The sequence below is a fragment of the Leeuwenhoekiella sp. CH_XMU1409-2 genome (assembly GCF_037029365.1).
Classification (GTDB): domain Bacteria; phylum Bacteroidota; class Bacteroidia; order Flavobacteriales; family Flavobacteriaceae; genus Leeuwenhoekiella; species Leeuwenhoekiella blandensis.
Genome location: NZ_JAYMEI010000007.1, coordinates 127,510 through 145,683 on the forward strand (window position 1 = coordinate 127,510; position 18,174 = coordinate 145,683).

Sequence of the window (18,174 nt, forward strand, 5' to 3'; positions counted from 1 at the left end):
CGTTTTTTAGCCAATTAGTTCTTGAACTTCAGCCTTAAGATACTCTAAAGCTAGAGAAGTAGGGTTTTGCGACTCGTCAAAATTTGTTAAAATATACTCCCGAATATCTTGAGCGGTTTCTAGCTGCGTATCGGCAAGGGTTTTTCGCAGGTGTTGAATCAAGGTATTTTTTGAGGATTTTACGGTGGCCCAACATTCGTTAGATACATAGACCTGCTGCGTAAGATTGTGCTCAAATTCCTGCTCGATGGTAGCCGCTAATAAATCAACATACGCTTTTTTGTCTTCGGTAGTTGGCTTTACACGTATAAGCAACTGTAGCGGAGAGATACGTTCTAAAAACAAGGTGAGGCGCTCGTAGGCTTGTAAACGTATGGGTAACGATTCTGCTTGAGCTTCTTTATGCATCAAAAAACGCCTTCTGTTTTCCTCGTTTTTTAAAAAGCCGTCAAAAAAGTAATAGGCGAGAAGTCCAACTACCACTGCTGGAGCTACCGGAATTAAGATTTCTAAAATATCATTCATAATTAATAACGTACATCTTCAAATTGTTTTACCTGACTGTGCTCGCGCTTTACGGTTTCTTTGTCGTATTCTCCGCCTAAATAATTACAATTCAAGAGCGAAGACATTCCTTCAAAAGGAACTTCTACTTTGTGGTAACTAAAACACGCCGCGAGGGTTTGACTCAGGTTTTTATCGCCTAAAGTTAAGTCAACATCTTCAGTTGTCAACTGGCAAGGATGTTCATAGCCACAAGCATGGGTGATCTCAAGCAATTCTTTTCTGAAATTCTTAAAGTAAAAGTTAGTTCGTACCGCTTTATCTTCAACATTAATACCGGCTTGCAGCCATTTGTTTTGAGTGGCTACACCACTTGGGCAGGTATTGTTATGACAGGCTTTGGCTTGAATACAGCCAATAGAAAGCATGGCCTCACGAGCAACATTCACTACATCTGCTCCCATAGCAAAGGCCATGGCGCCTTTTGCAGGAAGACCTAGTTTTCCACTTCCTATAAAAACAATGCGGTCTGTAAGATGATGCTTCTTGAAAATTTTATAAAGATCGCTAAAGGCATATACCCAAGGTAGCGAAACGTGATCGGCAAAACTCGGTGGTGCGGCTCCGGTACCTCCTTCGCCACCATCAACCTGAATAAAATCGGGGCCTTTGTTGGTTTTTACCATCAACTGCGCAAGCTTTTCCCAATCTTGCAGTTTTCCTATAGCAGCTTTAATTCCTACTGGAAGTCCGGTCGCTTCGGCGATTTGCTCCACAAATTCAATCAGCCCTTCAACCCCGTCAAAAGCGGTATGTGTTGCAGGCGAAATCACATCTTTGCCCATAGGCACGTGACGTATTTCAGAAATTTCTTTGGTGATCTTTGACGCCGGAAGTACGCCACCTTTTCCTGGTTTTGCACCCTGAGAGAGTTTGATCTCGATCGCTTTTATCTCGGGATTGGCCTCAACTAAAGCGATCATTTTTTCCATAGAAAAATTTCCGTGGTCGTCGCGAACGCCAAAGTAACCCGTTCCAACCTGATAAATCACGTCAGCTCCTTTTTTGTGATAAGGCGAAAGACCTCCTTCACCACAATTATGATACGCGTGTGCAAGTTTACAGCCGCGATTAAGCGACTCGATTGCTCTGGCGGAAAGCGATCCAAAACTCATCGCAGAGACGTTTATTGCTGAAGCTGGTCGGTACGGTTTGCGTCTTTTGTTATAGGCTCCCATAACTTTTGCGCAAGGCAAAAAATAGGGGTTTTTGGCGTTGGGATGTTCCGGCGGAACCTTGAAGCCCATCATCGCATTGTTGATGAAAATGTAATTGGCTTCATAGATATTTTGATCGGTACCAAAACCTTCATAGTTGTTTTGATTCTTGGCAGATGCATAGATCCAGCCGCGCTCGATACGGTTAAACGGAAGTTCTTCGCGGTTATTGGCAACAATATATTGTCTCAGTTCTGGTCCTATACTTTCAAGCATATAGCGAATATGCCCAACGATGGGAAAGTTGTGGGTGATGATGTGTTTTTTGTTGAAAAATACATCCCGAATACCAATCACTAGTAAAATGATCAAGACCCAAGCCCACCAGGGAATCTGACTTAAAAAGGTAAAAAACGCACTCATATCTGGTATAAAAATTCAGGCTTCAAACTTACTATTTCCAAAGGGTTTAACGTGATGTAGATGTAAATTTTAGAACTTCTTTAGGTTATTGACACCGTTAAAGGCTTGAATATCCTAAAGCTTGCCCCGAGGTAGTCTAATTCGATAAAAAAATGCTTCAACATAGAATGTTGAAGCATTTTAAAAAGGCTGTATTTAGAAATTGGAAAGTCTTATCTATACTTACTGCGCATTAAGATAATCAACCACCAATTGAGACATGGTTTTTACCCCAAGTAACATTCCGTCGTCATCGATTTGAAAATCTGGTGTATGATGCGGATAGGCTTCAGTATTTCCCGGGGTCATTCCACCAAGGAAAAAGAAAAATCCGGGTACTTCTTCTTGAAAATAACTGAAGTCTTCACCACCGGTCGTTGCTTTTACCAATTTCACGTGCTCTTCTCCCGCAACTTCTTGTAGCGTAGGCAGCATTTGCGCGGTAAGTTCGAGGTCATTATAGGTGATCGCTGTATTGCTCTGAAACTCGATCGTTGCGCTTCCGCCGTAGGCTTTTGCGAGACCTTCGCTCATTTCGGTCATACGTTTGATGATCAATTCGCGCATATCAGGATCAAGCGTTCTTACGGTACCTATAAGTTCTGCACTTTCGGGAATAATATTAAATCGAACCCCGGAAGTGATTTTTCCAACGGTGATCACTGCCGGTTCTACAAGCAAATTAGATTCTCTACTGATGATCGACTGAAATCCGTCAACGATCTTTGATGCGATATAAATAGGGTCAACACCGCCCCAAGGTTGTGAACCATGAGTTTGTTTTCCTTTGATGTTTACCACAAAACGTTCAACCGCAGCCATCGTTCCACCGGGTTTATATGCGATGGTTCCTACTGGCGTCGCGCTGTTGATGTGCAATCCAAAAATCGCATCAACATCCGGACTTTTTAAAACTCCTTCTTTGATCATAAGTGCAGCTCCGCCTTCTTCTCCCGGAGGTGCTCCTTCTTCAGCAGGTTGAAAAATGAATTTGACCGTACCGTGAATTTTGTCTTTATTTTGGGCTAAAACTTCTGCAGTTCCCATAAGAATGGCAACATGTGTGTCGTGACCACAGGCGTGCATCACTCCGGTTTCTGAGCCTAAAAAGGTAGTAGTAACTTCACTTTTAAAAGGAAGGTCATTTCTTTCGGTAACGGGAAGAGCATCCATATCTGCGCGAAGGGCAACCACTTTTCCCGGGTGATCACCTTTTAAAACACCAACCACTCCGGTTTTAGCAACTTCGGTTTGCACCTCGATACCTAATGACTTGAGGTGTTTGGTGATTTTAGCAGCGGTTTCAAATTCACGATTACTCAATTCAGGATGCTCGTGAATGTCGTGACGCCAGCCGATGACTTTAGATTCAACAGCCTCTGCAGCTGCAATAAGTTCGGGGTCTGCGGTCTGCGCAAAGGCAGTAGCGCCTAGAGACAGCAAAAGAAGTGTGTGTAGTTTATTCATAGTTAGTATTTAAAATTTAAAAGGAAATTAGCGCGTAATCGAGATTTTGATAGTGAATAAGTGCCGTCATTGCTGAAAGCGCAACTTGCGTTTTTGCCCAACGCTTTTCAACCGAAATATCCCGTGCTCCGGCGGTTTGACCACAAAGGATCACCGGAATATCAAGTGCATGGAGTTTGTTCAGTAAGTCGAGATTAGGATTATCTACGCCAAATTTTTCTTTGTAGAATTTATTTTTCAGCAAACCGTAAGCTGCGCTGCCGTGAACGACCAGCACTGGTTTGAGTTGTGCTTTATCCACTTTAGCATAAGCATGCATATTCAAAAAGCGTGCGACGGTGTTGAAATACGGATTCAATGCAGCAGGATCTTCAGGAGCTTGAGCGATGTCAAAAACAACCTTATATTCGGCCTCAGTGTTTACTTCAAGATCAGGTTGAGGTACGGTAAAGGTCTCTCCATATTCGTGAATCAAAGGCCCGGATATTTTCTTTTGAGCTTGCAATTGCAGTGCTGAAAGCAAAATAATAGAGGTGAAAACGAGACGCTTTAGGTTCATGAAAAAATCTTAACGAAGATTAAATATATTGAAAAGAGCCTGAAGCTAAAACGAAATGGAGGCGAATTGTAATTATTACGATTAAAAGCTTAATCGATGCAAAATTGATAATGAAAAGGGTGAAACTTTTGATTTTAAGAACATTTTCTTCAGTACGCCGGTCTGACAACGAAGATAACCTTCGAAAATTTCGTTTGTAAAACATGTTTAATCGAGGTTAGTTCGGAAGGATTCAATCTCGATTATCGAGTTCATTTGAAATAAAAAAGGTGTGTCTTCTACTTAAAGAAAAACACACCCTTTCATCCCCTAACTTAAAAAATTATTCAGAATACTTTTTGATCAATCGCACCATTAGATCTTTTAAATATTCAACTTCATATTCACCAACAGTAGGTTCAAGATGGTCATTACCCACACCGCTGTCATTGGTGATAAAAACATAAGTTCCATTGGTTGCAATACTGAAATTACGCATTAAGAATTCGGTTTCTTTATTGATCCCACTTGCAACTATAGGTATGATTTTAATTCCTTTTTTAGCAGCAGTTTTTATAGTGTTATGTAGCTCGTCTATAATTTGATTCTCTTGGTGCGGTGGTGCGTCAAGCAATAGAAATGCAATTCTGCTACGCGCTTCTGTTGACCATTGCAATTCTGAAATTCCTGTTTTTAATGCGGTATGTACCGCTTCTGGAAAATCGCCACCACCTTCAGCTTTTTGTTCGTTTATAAAGCCTAAGGTGCTTTCTAAGCTCGAAGTAAAGTCAGATTTTTTAACGACATAGTCATCGCCAACATCCCGATAAAAAACGGTTCCTGTAGTGATTTGTAAATTCCCATTGGTGTTTTTTACATTTTGAATCACCTGCTTGAGATCATCCTTTAGAAATTCCATTTCATCTCCCATAGACCCGGTTGCATCTACGATAAAAGCCAAATCTACTTTGGTAAACACCGGCGCGCTGGTATTCAGTTTTATAGTGTTGACTCCTTCAGAAAAGGGTTTGATCGATGTAAACAGCTGCTCATTACCAATATAAAATTTATACGTAGCGACATCAGTTGCCTTTTGACTGCTATTTTTAAGATCAACCCAAAGTTCTGCAGTTCCGTGATTGTCGGTTTTTGCTTCCCAAATGATTGTTGCGCCTTGCCGCACACTTACCGAAATATCTACCGCAGGAAGATTGTTTGCGTCAGTAAGCTGAAATGAAAACCGATTTGCAGTGTTGAATTTCCAGTTTGTTGTGAAGGTATCTGCTTCTTCTTGATTGAGCAGGTTTTGCCAGAAACTCCAATTGGTAAGATCATTCCATTCACCTGCAGTAACGATTCCTGAGTTGTCTTGTGAGCCGTCACCACTACTTCCGCCAGACGAACCGCCTCCTGTATCTGAAGATGCAAAACCATCATCAGCAGAAGCTTCTTCTGTACCGGAGAGCGCACCATCTTCGGTACAAGAGCTCAAGGAAATACTTAAGAGGAGAAGTAGAAAAAAGTAAGTTTTTTTCATAATGTTCATTTTTGATTGATTGTTGTTAATTAGATACAGCATTTTTAAAACGTTGCGTGTAACTGTGTTAAAAATTCAATTTGATAACAGAAATTATTAGGACAGAATAAATGGAAGCCTGGCAGCCGAAAAATTCTTGATAACTAAACGGTTTCGTATTCTGATAAAAAATTAAGTTTCCTTAATTTTCGCCTTTTAGTACCACAGTTGCGTTTTGGCGCTGTTTCAATCGTTGATGTGGTACATATTTACTTAAAAAATCAATTGTTTTGGAGGCACTTTTAGAAGGATTAAATGAAGCACAACGCGCACCGGTTTTACAAAAAGAGGGTGCGATGATGGTGATTGCCGGAGCGGGTTCAGGAAAGACCAGAGTACTTACAATGCGTATTGCACACTTGATGCAACAAGGGGTTGACGCATTTAATATTTTATCGCTTACGTTTACAAACAAAGCGGCGCGGGAGATGAAATCCCGTATCGGAACTATTGTAGGAAATAGCGAAGCCAAAAACTTGTGGATGGGTACTTTTCACTCGGTTTTTGCAAAGATTTTGCGTATTGAAGGACATCACCTTGGATTTCCACCCAATTTTACGATTTATGATTCTCAGGATTCGCAGCGTCTTATTTCTGCGATTATCAAAGAAATGGGGCTGGATAAAGACGTTTATAAATATAAACAGGTTCATAGTCGTATTTCTTCTTTCAAAAATAGCTTGATCACCGTAAAGGCTTATTTTCAAAATCCTGAATTGATGGAAGCCGATGCCATGGCAAAAAAACCACGTCTGGGAGAAATCTATAAAGAATATGTGGATCGCTGCTTTAAAGCCGGAGCGATGGATTTTGATGATTTATTGCTGCGTACCAATGAATTGTTGGCGCGTTTTCCTGAAGTTTTAGCTAAGTATCAAAAGCGTTTCCAATACATTTTGGTAGATGAGTACCAAGATACGAACCATTCACAATATCTTATTGTAAAAGCACTTGCAGATCGTTATCAAAATATTTGTGTGGTAGGAGATGATTCACAGAGTATTTACGCCTTCCGCGGAGCGAATATCAATAATATTCTCAATTTTCAACGGGATTATGATGATGTACAGGTATATCGTCTGGAACAAAATTACCGCTCTACAAAGAATATCGTAGAAGCGGCAAACTCAGTGATTGAGCACAACCAGACCAAACTCGATAAGGTGGTTTGGACTGCAAATGATCCCGGACCTAAAATTGTGGTGCATCGCTCTTTGACCGATGGGGAAGAAGGTCGCTATGTGGCAAGTAACATCTTTGAGACCAAGATGAATCAGCAACTCAAGCATAGTGATTTTGCGATCTTGTACAGAACTAACGCGCAGTCGCGTGCGATGGAAGATGCCTTGCGTAAGCGTGAAATTCCCTATCGTATTTTTGGTGGTTTATCATTCTATCAGCGTAAAGAAATTAAAGATGTGCTGGCGTATCTGCGCATTTTGATTAATCCTAATGATGAGGAAGCATTAAAGCGGGTTATCAACTATCCGGCTCGGGGAATTGGGGCGACCACACTTGATCGTCTGACGATCGCCTCTAAACAATACAACCGCTCTATTTTTGAGGTGATGGAGAATATTCAGCATCTGGATATCAACATCAACAACAGCACAAAAAACAAGCTCTATAATTTTGTGAATATGATTCACAGCTTTAAAATTATGAGCGAAAATCAAGATGCTTTTGCAGTTGCAGAAACCGTTGCGCGTAAAACCGGATTATTACAAGAACTCAAAAAAGACGGTACACCGGAAGGGATCGCGCGAATTGAGAATATTGAAGAATTACTCAACGGGATGCGTGATTTTGTCGAAGGGCAAAAGGAAATCGCAGACGCTACCGGAAGCTTAACCGAATTCTTAGAAGATGTTGCTTTGGCAACAGATATGGATAAGGAAGTTGATGATATTGACCGTGTTTCGCTAATGACGATTCACTTGGCGAAAGGACTAGAATTCCCATACGTATATATCGTGGGGATGGAAGAAGATCTGTTCCCTAGCGGAATGAGTATGAACACGCGTAGCGAACTCGAAGAAGAGCGTCGCCTGTTTTATGTGGCCCTAACCCGTGCAGAAAAACAAGCCTATCTTACGTATACCGAATCGAGATACCGATGGGGAAAACTTATAGATGCAGAACCTAGCCGTTTTATTGAAGAGATCGATGAGCAATTTTTAGATATCCAAACGCCGATGGATACCTATCGCTACAAACCGATGATTGATAGCGATATTTTTGGCGAACCTGATAAGAGTAAATTACGCTTAAAAAAACCGGTGAGCGGGACACCGCCTATAATGGGTAAACCTTCTGAAGAGCAGCTGCGTAAATTAAGAAAGTTACGCCCTCAAGCTGCTTCGGCGCCACAAACTGATGAACTCAACGGAAAACTTCAGAAAGGAATGCACGTAGAACACAGCCGCTTTGGTCGTGGGCAGGTGCTGAATCTAGAAGGAGCAGGGCAGGATCAAAAAGCAGAAATTCAATTTCAAACCGGCGGAATTAAAAAACTCTTGTTGCGTTTTGCAAAGCTGAAGATTTTGGATTAAAAAGTTTTAATAGAGGCCAATAGCGCAACAGGATCGATCTCGGTATTTACCGATTCATCCTCTTGCGTTTCCGGTAGGTTTTGCTTTTCATATTCCATTAAAGACCAGATGCCTTTATCATATTCTAATGCGGTTAGATTTTCGATCCAATCCCCGCTATTGAGGTACAGGCAATCACCTTGTGGTGTTTCAACCTTGCGCATTTGCGGTTGGTGTATGTGTCCGCAGATCACATAGTCAAAATGGTTCTCGATAGCGAGCTCGGCAGCGGTTTCTTCAAAATCGGTGATAAAGCTTACGGCTTTTTTGACGCTGTTTTTGATTTTTTTAGATAGCGAATATTTCGGTCTTCCTAAGCTTACCAGACACCAATTGATAAAGCTGTTGAGAATGATAAGAAAATCATAGCCCCAACCGCCCAGTTTGGCGATCCACTTGGTGTGCTGTATCGAAGCGTCAAACACATCACCGTGAAAAATCCAAGCCTTTTTTCCGTCTAAATTCAAAACCAACTTGTCAAGAATAGAAATATTTCCAAATTCCACCGGACTGAATTTACGCAGTTTCTCGTCGTGATTTCCTGTGATGTAATAAACTTTGGTTCCCTTGGCAGCCAACGAAATGATCTTTTTGATCACTTGCAAATGGGATTTTGGGAAATACCGTTTTCTAAACTGCCAGATGTCGATAATATCTCCGTTTAAAACCAGTGTTTTAGGTTTTATACTTTGTAGATAACTTACCAGTTCTTTTGCGTGCGCGCCGTAAGTACCTAGATGCACATCAGAAAGAATAACGAGTTCAACTTTTCGTTTCAAAGAATATGATTTTTAACAAATTACAAGCATAGTTGTTACGCTAGCTTTATGTGATTATTAAATAATTTTAGTCTTTTAAGATTTTTAGTTTCAATTAGCGCATTCTAGGTAAGGCTTTTAGGCAAAAACACATTATTTTCGCCACTCAACAATTTGTTATGGCAGGTAATACTTTTGGAAAATTATTTACGCTTACCACTTTTGGAGAATCTCACGGGGAAGCTATAGGTGGTATCATAGACGGCTGTCCGGCCGGGATCGAGATTGATCTGGATCTGGTGTATCGCGATATGGAACGCCGCAAACCGGGGCAATCTAAAATTGTAACCCAGCGTAAAGAGCCAGATTCGGTGAATTTCTTTTCAGGGATTTTTGAAGGGAAAACTACAGGAACTCCTATTGGATTCAATATTGTGAATACCAATCAAAAGTCACACGATTACAGCCATATTAAAGATACCTATCGTCCTTCGCATGCAGATTATACCTACGACCAGAAATATGGTGTACGTGATTATCGCGGCGGCGGAAGATCTTCAGCGCGGGAGACTGCGAGTAGAGTAGCGGCAGGAGCTATCGCTAAGCAGTTTTTAAAAGACATTAAGATCAATGCGTTTGTTGATTCGGTAGGAGAAATTCACATGACCACGCCGTATCAGCAATTGGATTTTGACAAGATCGAATCAAATATTGTGCGTTGCCCCGATGAGTCTTTCGCAGAAAAAATGATCGATAAGATCAAAGAAATTAGAAAAGCAGGAGATACCATTGGCGGGACCGTGATGTGCGTGATTCAAAATGTGCCTGTTGGTCTTGGTGAACCGGTTTTTGACAAACTGCATGCTGAGCTGGGCAAAGCGATGCTTTCGATCAACGCGGTTAAAGGTTTTGAATACGGAAGCGGTTTTCACGGAGCTTCTATGCGCGGAAGCGAACACAACGATCTTTTTAATGCCGACGGAAGCACAAAGACTAACCTGAGCGGTGGTATTCAAGGCGGAATCAGTAACGGGATGGATATTTATTTTCGAGTAGCGTTTAAACCGGTTGCGACCATTATGCAAAACCAACCAACTATTGATAAAGAAGGAAATGCTACCGAAATGCAAGGTAAAGGACGTCACGATCCTTGTGTCGTGCCGCGTGCAGTGCCTATTGTTGAAGCAATGGCAGCATTGGTTTTGGCAGATTATATGTTATTAAACAAAGGCTCGAAGATTTAGGATTTGTATAACTACTTACAAAAAGCTTCAGTATACCACTGAAGCTTTTTTTTTGCGCCGCCAAAGATTAAATGCTTTTTGATTAAAACAGGATTTCAGTAAAAACTTATGCGTTTTCCTGAGGTAGTCTACTTATAATCTTCTTATTTATTTTTCTACAAAATCGAGGATTTACTAACAATTCCGCATCAAAAGCGCGCGGAGGCTTACACTAGATAGGGATTTTGTTTATCTTTCAGCTCAAAGTAATAAAGCACCTATTTATGAAGAAAATCGCACTACATTGGAAGATAATTATTGGTCTCGTTCTGGGTATCGTTTGGGCCTTAATTTCTAGCCAATTAGGATGGAGTCAATTTACGATAGACTGGATCGCTCCTTTTGGAAAGATCTTTATCAATCTTTTAAAACTTATTGCAGTTCCGCTGGTGCTTTTTTCTATAATAAGTGGTGTTGCCAATCTTGGTGATCCCGCAAGTTTAGGTAGAATGGGAGGAAAGACCCTTCTGGCTTATTTGCTTACGACCGTGCTTGCAGTAGGGATGGGACTTACCATGGTCAATCTTATAAAACCCGGGAAACTTATTGATGAGCAAAGTCGAATTGACAACCGTATCAGTTATGAGATTTGGGCTGCAGAAGAGGGCTATGTGATCAAAGACGGTATCAATTACCTGCAAGATCCTGAATTTATGGATCGCGCTCGGGAGATTTCAGATTTGACGAAGAGCGACTTGCAAGACGCTTCGATGAACGATAAAATGAAAGCGGCAGATGCTACTAAAGATGCCGGGCCTTTACAGCCTTTAGTTGATATAGTACCCGACAACTTTTTTAGTTCGCTTGCAGATAATGGCTTGATGCTACAGGTCATTTTCTTCGGTTTGTTTTTTGGGATCAGTATGCTCTTTATAGATCAAAAGAAAGTGGTGCCGGTAACCAAAGCAGTTGATGGTATAATGGAGGTGTTCTTGAAAATGGTAGACTTTACCATGCAAGCGGCTCCATTTTTTGTATTTGCTTTACTTGCAGGTGTGGTAAGCCAAATGGCCGGCAATGATATCGGGAAAGTCGTGGAGATATTTAAAGGCTTGAGTTGGTATTCGCTTACTGTTTTTGGTGGTTTGGCGCTTATGATCTTTGTGATCTATCCGTTGGTGTTTAAGATCTTTGTAAGAAAGGTGTCTTACTTTGGCTTTTTCAGAGCGATGGGACCTGCACAAACTTTAGCATTCTCAACCTCAAGTAGTGCGGCGACACTTCCTGTAACGATGGAATGTGTTGAGGATAATCTGGGCGTTGATAAAAAGGTAACCAGTTTTGTACTGCCTATAGGGGCAACAGTAAATATGGACGGTACTTGTCTGTATCAGGCTGTGGCTGTTGTTTTTCTTGCACAGTTGCATATGATCGACCTCACTTTAGGTCAGCAGCTTACCATTGTGTTAACCGCTACTTTAGCCTCTATAGGTTCTGCTGCGGTTCCTAGTGCGGGTCTTGTAATGCTTATTATTGTACTAGAATCTGTAGGTCTAAATCCGGCTTGGATTGGTATCATTTTCCCTGTAGACCGTATTCTTGATATGTGTAGAACGGTGGTAAACGTTACGGGAGATGCCACGGTTTCTTCAGTAATCGCAAAAGGAGAGGGCTTATTTAATTATAATCCTAATAAAGCGCCGGATGAAACATTCGATATTGAATAAAACTCATAAGTGGTTGATTTTCAGATATTAATTTGTTTTACTGTAGATTTTTTCTAATTTAGTTTAGCTCAAATCTACCATAAGCTGTTCCCTATCAGCGGCTTGACTTACCATTTAATTTTAAATGTGTAAGTATGAAAAAATGTGTACTCTTCTTTTTTGTCGGAAATTTTTATTTCTATGCCCAAGTGGGAATAGGAACTACCAATCCCAGCACATCTGCTATGCTTGAAGTGAGCAGTGAATCATCGAGCGGCTCTTATAAAGGTTTTATGCCGCCACGAGTTACGGTGGCGCAGCGCGACCAAATAAACCCAACAAGCGAAGATATTGGTTTGATGGTCTTTGTGAACGATCCTGATGTTTCGGTATATGGTTGGCAAGTTTATAATGGAACCTTTTGGGAAAATGTATACTTACTGCAAAATTCCGTTCAGCCAACCGAAGTGTCTTTTACCCTTACTGAAAAATCTCAATTAGAAAGTGATACCGGACTTGATCTGGAATTCAATATCGCCAATCCGTCAGCGACCAGTGGTCTTTCAGTTACTATAGCTGCCTCTTCTTACAGTGACTTGAATGAAAGCAATGCTCAAGTGATCACGATTCCCGCAGGAACCGCTGTTTATAATGCGGTTGATGTCTTTAGTATTACTGATGATGTTGAGGTAGAAGGGAATGAGCAAATGCTGTTTTCTATCACAAATGTGAGCGGAGGTCTTGGAGCACCAACAATTGGCGTGAACTCCTTTTTTGAGTTGACTATTGTAGATAATGATGTTAATGTATGGATTAATGAGATTCATTATGATAATATAGGAGGAGATGTTAATGAGCGTGTTGAGATTGCAGGATCTGCCGGAATTGATCTAACAGGATATACAATTTATCATTACAATGGAGCTAGTGGAACAATTCTCTCCAGTGAATCAATTACCGGAATCATAGTAGAAATAGCTGAAGGCTTAGGGGTTAAAAATATTGAATTTAACACTTTACAAAACGATGATGAGGCAATCGCTCTTGTAGATCCTTCCGGTAATGTAATTCAGTTTTTAAGTTATGAGGGTGAAGTTACAGCAACCAATGGTCCTGCAGCGGGAATGACTTCAACAGAGTTGCCTGTGTCTCAACAGCCGGCGGTTACCATAGGTTTTTCTATGCAACTTACCGGGGCGGGAAGTGCATATAATGATTTTACCTGGACTTTAGCTCCAGATACTATTAATACGATAAACTCAGGTCAGTCCTTCAATTGATGATTTAGAGATTAATATTTCGCCCTTTCGGATAACGCACTTCAAAAGAAAAGTTTTTAGTGACCGAAGCTTTTGGAGCAAGTTCTAATTTCCATTTTAGAATACCGGTTTCTTCGGTATACTCGGCATCAGCGGTTTCTTGATCAGAAACTTTAATCTCTTTGTTTTGCGATACCGGAATTCGATCTTCTAAAATCAGGTTAACAGTTGAATTTTTGTTATTTCGAACCGAAATCTCAAAAGCCTTTGCAACAACGCGCGTTCCGCCAAGGAAAGATTTACTTTTAAAATTATCCTTCTTCTCGCGTTTTACAATGATATTGGGATCGATGCCCAGAGAGATCTCCAGACTGTCTGTAGTAGCCAGCGGACTGATAGCCGTCTTACCAGCATAGCTTCCTTCAAAATAAATATTGGCCTCGCCCTGCAACAAATCATAGCGTTCCCAATCGGTTACTGTAGCGGTAAGAAATACATTTTCATTGAGTTCTGGTGCCGCATAATGTTGATAGCTTGCCTGTAAGTCAAAGGCGTCGATCTCAATTGTCGTAATATCTGAATTGGAAGCGATCGAGTAGCGCTTTTTGATTTCGAAACGCGTGTTAGTCAAACTTTCTTCTTTGGCCTGAACATTTTCATTATAGGAAGCAGGTTGAATTGCAACTCCCGATACTTTACCTGCCAAAGCTCCAACAGCAGCATTTCTTTTTTGATCACCGTAACCCACGACTACAACTTCATCTAAAGCTTCTTCATTAGCTTCTAATTGTACATTCATCATCGATGCATAAACCGGGATCGACTGGGTTTCAAATCCAATGTAAGTATATCTTAATTCATTACCTCCAGAACTGTTTACAGCAATCCTGTATTTGCCATCAAAATCGGTAGTTGTGCCATTAGATGAACCGGTTTGACCAATATTAACTCCAGGAAGTGGCGCTCCAGAATCATCTGTTACGATACCAGAAACACTTCTCACAGTGGGATTGTATTTGTAATTGCTTCGGCTTACCGCGCTTGAACGCTTGTAGTTTCTGCTTACGAAATTGAGGTATTTTGGCTGTAAGTTCGGCTTGAAATTGTTGGTATTCGGGTCTCCTGTAGAGAGTACCAATTTTACATCGTCCCAATCAATGCCGCTTTGCTGATAGACACTCGCCTTGTAGTTTAATTGAATGGGTTCAGAAGTACTTTCAGCTCGAATATCGTAAAATGGAAACCAGCCCGCATTCTCAATGTTATAAGATAGTTCCATATTCAAATAAGCTGCGCTTGCAGCTTGAAGTTTTACAGTGATCTCGCCGCGCATTTCTTTACGAGAATCTTCAAGGTTGTTCATTTGTTGGCGGTGGTCATTGATGCTTCGATCTAAATCCTGTAAGGCTCTTTTCTGTTTGTAAATCGTATTTTGAATTTCGGTACTGCGCTCGCGGTAATAGGTGCTTATTTGTTTGATCTTTTCAAGGGATAAATCGGTGTTATCGCTATTGATGCGTTGATTTTCTGAAAGTAACTTTAGTTCGCGCTCATATCCTTCAATCGTACTTTGAATCGCATTCTTTTCGTAGAGCAGTTGGTCTAAATTTGTTTTTAAAGCTTCATATTCTGCAGAAACACTTTTTTTATCCAGATAATCCAGGTTAAAAGCAATAGACAAAATACTGGCGTCTTTAAGACCTCTAAGCTGAATACTGTTTTCAATAACATCTGGCGATAGGTTGTCAAAAACGATTTCATTTACACCGCTTTTTAATTGTACCGAAGCACTGCGTTCAATCGTTGCTCCTTGTAAAAACACGGTTACTTTATCAATTTTAGAACTTTGAGCAGGCAGCGGTTTATCTGAAGCACTAAGAATATTTGAGCAAAAAATAGAAAGAAAGGCAAGCGTGTAGCAAAGTTTCATAAAGAACCGTTTTACTTGATTAGCAAGATTGAATTTTAGAGAAAAGTCTCCTTAATTAAATATAGGGGAAATGTTTAGTTTTTCGCTATTGATTTATTATTGATAGCAATTTTTTAATCTAAAAATCTGGATTTAAGTTCTGGAGTAGGAAGCATACAACTTTCCTTTTTTCCAAACCACTTGTAGCGATGCGAAGCGATAAAGTCATAGACGGCATTTCTAATAAAATTAGGAATGATCATAAATCCATAAAGCAGCGGATAAGCTTTATTCAAATCTTTAGCGATGCGCAAAGCCGCTGAAGATTTCACCGAAACTTTATCCGTATCGATTAGAACTATCGAGTCGGTTTCTTTTGGATTTATGTTGTGTTTAGCTAAGAGTCGCTTTCCGGTTTCCCCTTGAAGAGCTGCAAACTTGAATTTAGCTTTAGGATCGTGCTTGATAATAAAATTGATAGCACCGTTGCATAAGTTACAAACCCCGTCAAATAGAATGATCTTTTCTTGCATAACTAGGGCTGTTTATTAAAGTAAAGCACTTGAAGCATCGCTAGAATCAAAAGCACGTTGGCTGAAATACGTAGCCAAAAACCTATAGCTGTAAAGCTCGTGGTAAAAAGAATATTGAGAACCAAAAGTAAGATCCCTACAAACACTAGTGATATGACCAGCCCACTATGCATTATTTAGTCTTAGGTCTTTTTACAAATTCAAGTGTGTCAACATCTACCTGCGTGGTAAACATACCATAATCTACGGTGGCTTTTCCCTTTTCTATTTTGTCAATGCTTCCTACAGCTCTTCCGTCAGGCAGGCGTACTTGATCACCAACTTGTAAAGTAATCTTTGGTTTTTCTTTTTCAACCTGAATTTCTTTCTGCTTTTCTTCTTTTTTCTTTTGACGAATTACTTCAACCTTCTTTTCTGCTTCTTGTTTTACGCGACGCTCTTTTGCTTTTTGAGCCCGCTTTTGCTTTGCATTCTGTTTACGTCTCTTAGAATTTTCGATTTGAACGACTTTATACAGCTCATCTAGAAGCAGCTTTTTGTTCTTATTGGTAAAGAATTTATCGCTAAGGTCGTCAAGTTTTTGACCCAGATAGATCAAACGTTGATTGCTGTCGTAAAGCTCTTGATAGCTTTCTAATTTCTCCTGAATGCGCGCATTAGTTTTATTCAACTCCTGCTGTTGCTTGGCTGCTTCTTGCTCTTTAGTTTTTAAAGAAGTAGTGGTTTTGGCCAGCTTACTGCGCTCTTTTTGCAGGTTGGCGATACTCTTATCAAAACGTATTTTACCGCGTTCTACTTTCTTTTTAGAACGGTTAATCAGCGAATATGGAATCCCATTTTTCTGTGCGACTTCAAAAGTAAAGGAGCTCCCTGCTTCACCTACATATAATTTATAGAGTGGCTCAAGCGTGCGCGAATCAAAAAGCATATTGGCATTGGTGATCGCTTCAGTCTCATTGGCCATCATCTTCAAATTGGCATAATGCGTGGTGATGATTCCGTAGCTGTTGCGCTCGTAAAATACTTCAAGAAAAGTTTCAGCTAAAGCACCTCCCAATTCCGGATCACTACCGGTACCAAATTCATCGATGAGAAATAAGGTTTTGTCGTCACATTTCCGCAAGAAATAATTCATATTCTTGAGGCGGTAACTATACGTACTCAAGTGATTTTCTATACTTTGATTGTCGCCAATATCGGTAAGAATTTTATCAAAAAGACAAAAGCGCGAGTATTCGTGCACAGGAACCAGAAGTCCACTTTGCAGCATTACTTGAAGTAATCCCACGGTCTTAAGCGTGATACTTTTTCCACCGGCATTTGGACCACTTATGACAATGATGCGATTGTTCTCGTCAAGTTTTATATCCTGCGGATAGGTTTTCTCACCGCGTTTTCTATTGTTGAGTAAAAGTAGCGGGTGATAAGCTTCTTTGATCTCGAGTTCACGATTCTTAGTGATCTTAGGCAAAACAGCATCCAGTTTCTTGGCGTATTTCGCCTTCGCAGCGATGACATCAATGGTGCTTAGTAGTTTTTGATAGTCTTTTAATAACGGACCAAAAGGGCGCACAAAATTGGTGAGTGCTTTGAGAATGCGTTTGACCTCTTCTTGCTCGTCATACAAGAGATTGTTGAGTTCGCGTTGATGCGTCTGTGTAGCTTCAGGCTGAATGTAAACGATACTTCCGGTTTTTGAATTCCCAAGAATCGAACCTTTTACTTTACGCCTGTGCATCGCCGACACTGCCAAAACCCGAACATTGTCTACTATAGATTCCCGTATTTCATCTAAATACCCAAAAGAAGCATAACGCGATAGCGCCGAAGCAAAGCTGCTGTTGATCTTTGCTTTTACTTCATTAATGGCTCTTCTGGTTTGAAGCAGTACAGGAGAAGCATCGTCTTTAATTTCACCAAAACGATCTACAATGGTGTTGATCTCGTCGGTAAGTTCGGTTGTATATTCAGTATCCCGTACCGTTTGATGCAATACCGGGAAGGTCTCTTGAAATTTTCTAAAATAGCGTAAATGCGTATTAACCGTTTCCGAAAGGCTTCCTATTTTTCTAAAACTACCTACTTCAAGCACCGTATCTTCGATCCCCAACATTTTGAGTTCGTGATCAAGCGCATCAAAACCGTGATTAGGAATAGGCGTTTCGTGCGTATCAGAATTGATGTATTCTTGTGTTTGATCAAGCACAAAAAGCGTCTTTCTATAATTGCGCTGCGGTGCCAGCTTTAAGGCTTTGACCTTTCCCATATCGGTGATGCACAGTTCACTCAATTGTGCACATACGGTATGGAACTCTAAATCTGAAAGTGTTTTAGGATGAATTTTTATCATAGCATGCCAGTACGGCTGTATCCCTTTATTTAATTGCTTAATTTATTTGGAACTCAATCTTAAAAGTTGCCAAGACCAAAG

General features: G+C 40.5%; 13 protein-coding genes. 4 read left to right on the top strand and 9 right to left on the bottom strand.

Features of this window, described 5'->3' with window-relative positions; translation table 11 throughout:
• Nucleotides 1-6 precede the first annotated feature (6 nt).
• The 5 genes from WA338_RS09520 to WA338_RS09540 all read right to left on the bottom strand — a co-directional run bounded on the left by WA338_RS09520 (nt 7) and on the right by WA338_RS09540 (nt 5,725).
• Entirely contained in the window at nt 7-525 is a 519-nt protein-coding gene (locus WA338_RS09520; RefSeq protein ID WP_336093206.1) for a DUF7935 family protein, read from the bottom strand.
• Nucleotides 526-527: 2 nt separating this feature from the next.
• Nucleotides 528-2,144 (bottom strand): FMN-binding glutamate synthase family protein, encoded by a 1,617-nt coding sequence (locus WA338_RS09525; RefSeq protein ID WP_336093208.1) that lies wholly within the window; start codon nt 2,142-2,144, stop codon nt 528-530.
• Nucleotides 2,145-2,366: 222 nt separating this feature from the next.
• Nucleotides 2,367-3,650: an amidohydrolase gene (locus WA338_RS09530; protein WP_336093209.1), complete on the bottom strand. Its 1,284-nt coding sequence runs from the start codon at nt 3,648-3,650 to the stop codon at nt 2,367-2,369.
• A gap of 16 nt (nt 3,651-3,666) precedes the next feature.
• Nucleotides 3,667-4,209 (bottom strand): DsrE family protein, encoded by a 543-nt coding sequence (locus tag WA338_RS09535; RefSeq protein WP_336093210.1) that lies wholly within the window; start codon nt 4,207-4,209, stop codon nt 3,667-3,669.
• Between the two features lie 322 nt (nt 4,210-4,531).
• Nucleotides 4,532-5,725, bottom strand: coding sequence for a vWA domain-containing protein (locus WA338_RS09540; RefSeq protein ID WP_336093211.1), 1,194 nt, complete (start codon nt 5,723-5,725; stop codon nt 4,532-4,534).
• A 269-nt stretch (nt 5,726-5,994) separates the two neighbouring features.
• On the opposite strand from WA338_RS09540, the gene WA338_RS09545 reads away from it, so the two are divergent.
• The gene (locus WA338_RS09545; protein ID WP_009779609.1) at nt 5,995-8,316 is read left to right on the top strand and encodes an ATP-dependent helicase; all 2,322 of its coding nucleotides are present in this window, start codon (nt 5,995-5,997) and stop codon (nt 8,314-8,316) included.
• Here WA338_RS09545 and WA338_RS09550 read toward each other — a convergent pair.
• A complete protein-coding gene (locus WA338_RS09550) occupies nt 8,313-9,134 on the bottom strand; it encodes a UDP-2,3-diacylglucosamine diphosphatase (RefSeq protein WP_009779610.1) in 822 nt (273 codons plus the stop codon). The genes WA338_RS09545 and WA338_RS09550 overlap by 4 nt on opposite strands.
• A 158-nt stretch (nt 9,135-9,292) precedes the next feature.
• On the opposite strand from WA338_RS09550, the gene aroC reads away from it, so the two are divergent.
• The 3 genes from aroC to WA338_RS09565 all read left to right on the top strand — a co-directional run bounded on the left by aroC (nt 9,293) and on the right by WA338_RS09565 (nt 13,322).
• Entirely contained in the window at nt 9,293-10,357 is a 1,065-nt protein-coding gene (gene aroC / locus WA338_RS09555) for a chorismate synthase (protein WP_009779611.1), read from the top strand.
• A 263-nt stretch (nt 10,358-10,620) separates the two neighbouring features.
• Entirely contained in the window at nt 10,621-12,063 is a 1,443-nt protein-coding gene (locus tag WA338_RS09560; RefSeq protein WP_336093212.1) for a dicarboxylate/amino acid:cation symporter, read from the top strand.
• A gap of 134 nt (nt 12,064-12,197) precedes the next feature.
• On the top strand, nt 12,198-13,322 hold the full coding sequence (locus WA338_RS09565; RefSeq protein WP_272987586.1) for a lamin tail domain-containing protein: 1,125 nt from the start codon (nt 12,198-12,200) through the stop codon (nt 13,320-13,322).
• Between the two features lie 4 nt (nt 13,323-13,326).
• On the opposite strand, the gene WA338_RS09570 is transcribed toward WA338_RS09565, so the two are convergent.
• The 3 genes from WA338_RS09570 to WA338_RS09580 form a co-directional block, all read right to left on the bottom strand.
• The gene (locus tag WA338_RS09570) at nt 13,327-15,231 is read right to left on the bottom strand and encodes a mucoidy inhibitor MuiA family protein (RefSeq protein WP_272987588.1); all 1,905 of its coding nucleotides are present in this window, start codon (nt 15,229-15,231) and stop codon (nt 13,327-13,329) included.
• A gap of 113 nt (nt 15,232-15,344) precedes the next feature.
• A complete protein-coding gene (locus WA338_RS09575) occupies nt 15,345-15,743 on the bottom strand; it encodes a thiol-disulfide oxidoreductase DCC family protein (protein WP_272987589.1) in 399 nt (132 codons plus the stop codon).
• A 172-nt stretch (nt 15,744-15,915) separates the two neighbouring features.
• Nucleotides 15,916-18,093 carry an endonuclease MutS2 gene (locus WA338_RS09580; protein WP_272987591.1) on the bottom strand — a complete coding sequence of 726 codons (2,178 nt, stop codon included), beginning with the start codon at nt 18,091-18,093 and terminating at the stop codon, nt 15,916-15,918.
• Nucleotides 18,094-18,174 lie beyond the last annotated feature (81 nt).

What these genes read in the sequence shown, in the direction of transcription:
- WA338_RS09520 (WP_336093206.1), bottom strand. Translation starts at nt 525, where the DNA reads ATGAATGATATTTTAGAAATCTTAATTCCGGTAGCTCCAGCAGTGGTA.
- WA338_RS09525 (WP_336093208.1), bottom strand. Translation starts at nt 2,144, where the DNA reads ATGAGTGCGTTTTTTACCTTTTTAAGTCAGATTCCCTGGTGGGCTTGG.
- WA338_RS09530 (WP_336093209.1), bottom strand. Translation starts at nt 3,650, where the DNA reads ATGAATAAACTACACACACTTCTTTTGCTGTCTCTAGGCGCTACTGCC.
- WA338_RS09535 (WP_336093210.1), bottom strand. Translation starts at nt 4,209, where the DNA reads ATGAACCTAAAGCGTCTCGTTTTCACCTCTATTATTTTGCTTTCAGCA.
- WA338_RS09540 (WP_336093211.1), bottom strand. Translation starts at nt 5,725, where the DNA reads ATGAAAAAAACTTACTTTTTTCTACTTCTCCTCTTAAGTATTTCCTTG.
- aroC (WP_009779611.1), top strand. Translation starts at nt 9,293, where the DNA reads ATGGCAGGTAATACTTTTGGAAAATTATTTACGCTTACCACTTTTGGA.
- WA338_RS09560 (WP_336093212.1), top strand. Translation starts at nt 10,621, where the DNA reads ATGAAGAAAATCGCACTACATTGGAAGATAATTATTGGTCTCGTTCTG.
- WA338_RS09565 (WP_272987586.1), top strand. Translation starts at nt 12,198, where the DNA reads ATGAAAAAATGTGTACTCTTCTTTTTTGTCGGAAATTTTTATTTCTAT.
- WA338_RS09570 (WP_272987588.1), bottom strand. Translation starts at nt 15,231, where the DNA reads ATGAAACTTTGCTACACGCTTGCCTTTCTTTCTATTTTTTGCTCAAAT.
- WA338_RS09575 (WP_272987589.1), bottom strand. Translation starts at nt 15,743, where the DNA reads ATGCAAGAAAAGATCATTCTATTTGACGGGGTTTGTAACTTATGCAAC.
- WA338_RS09580 (WP_272987591.1), bottom strand. Translation starts at nt 18,093, where the DNA reads ATGATAAAAATTCATCCTAAAACACTTTCAGATTTAGAGTTCCATACC.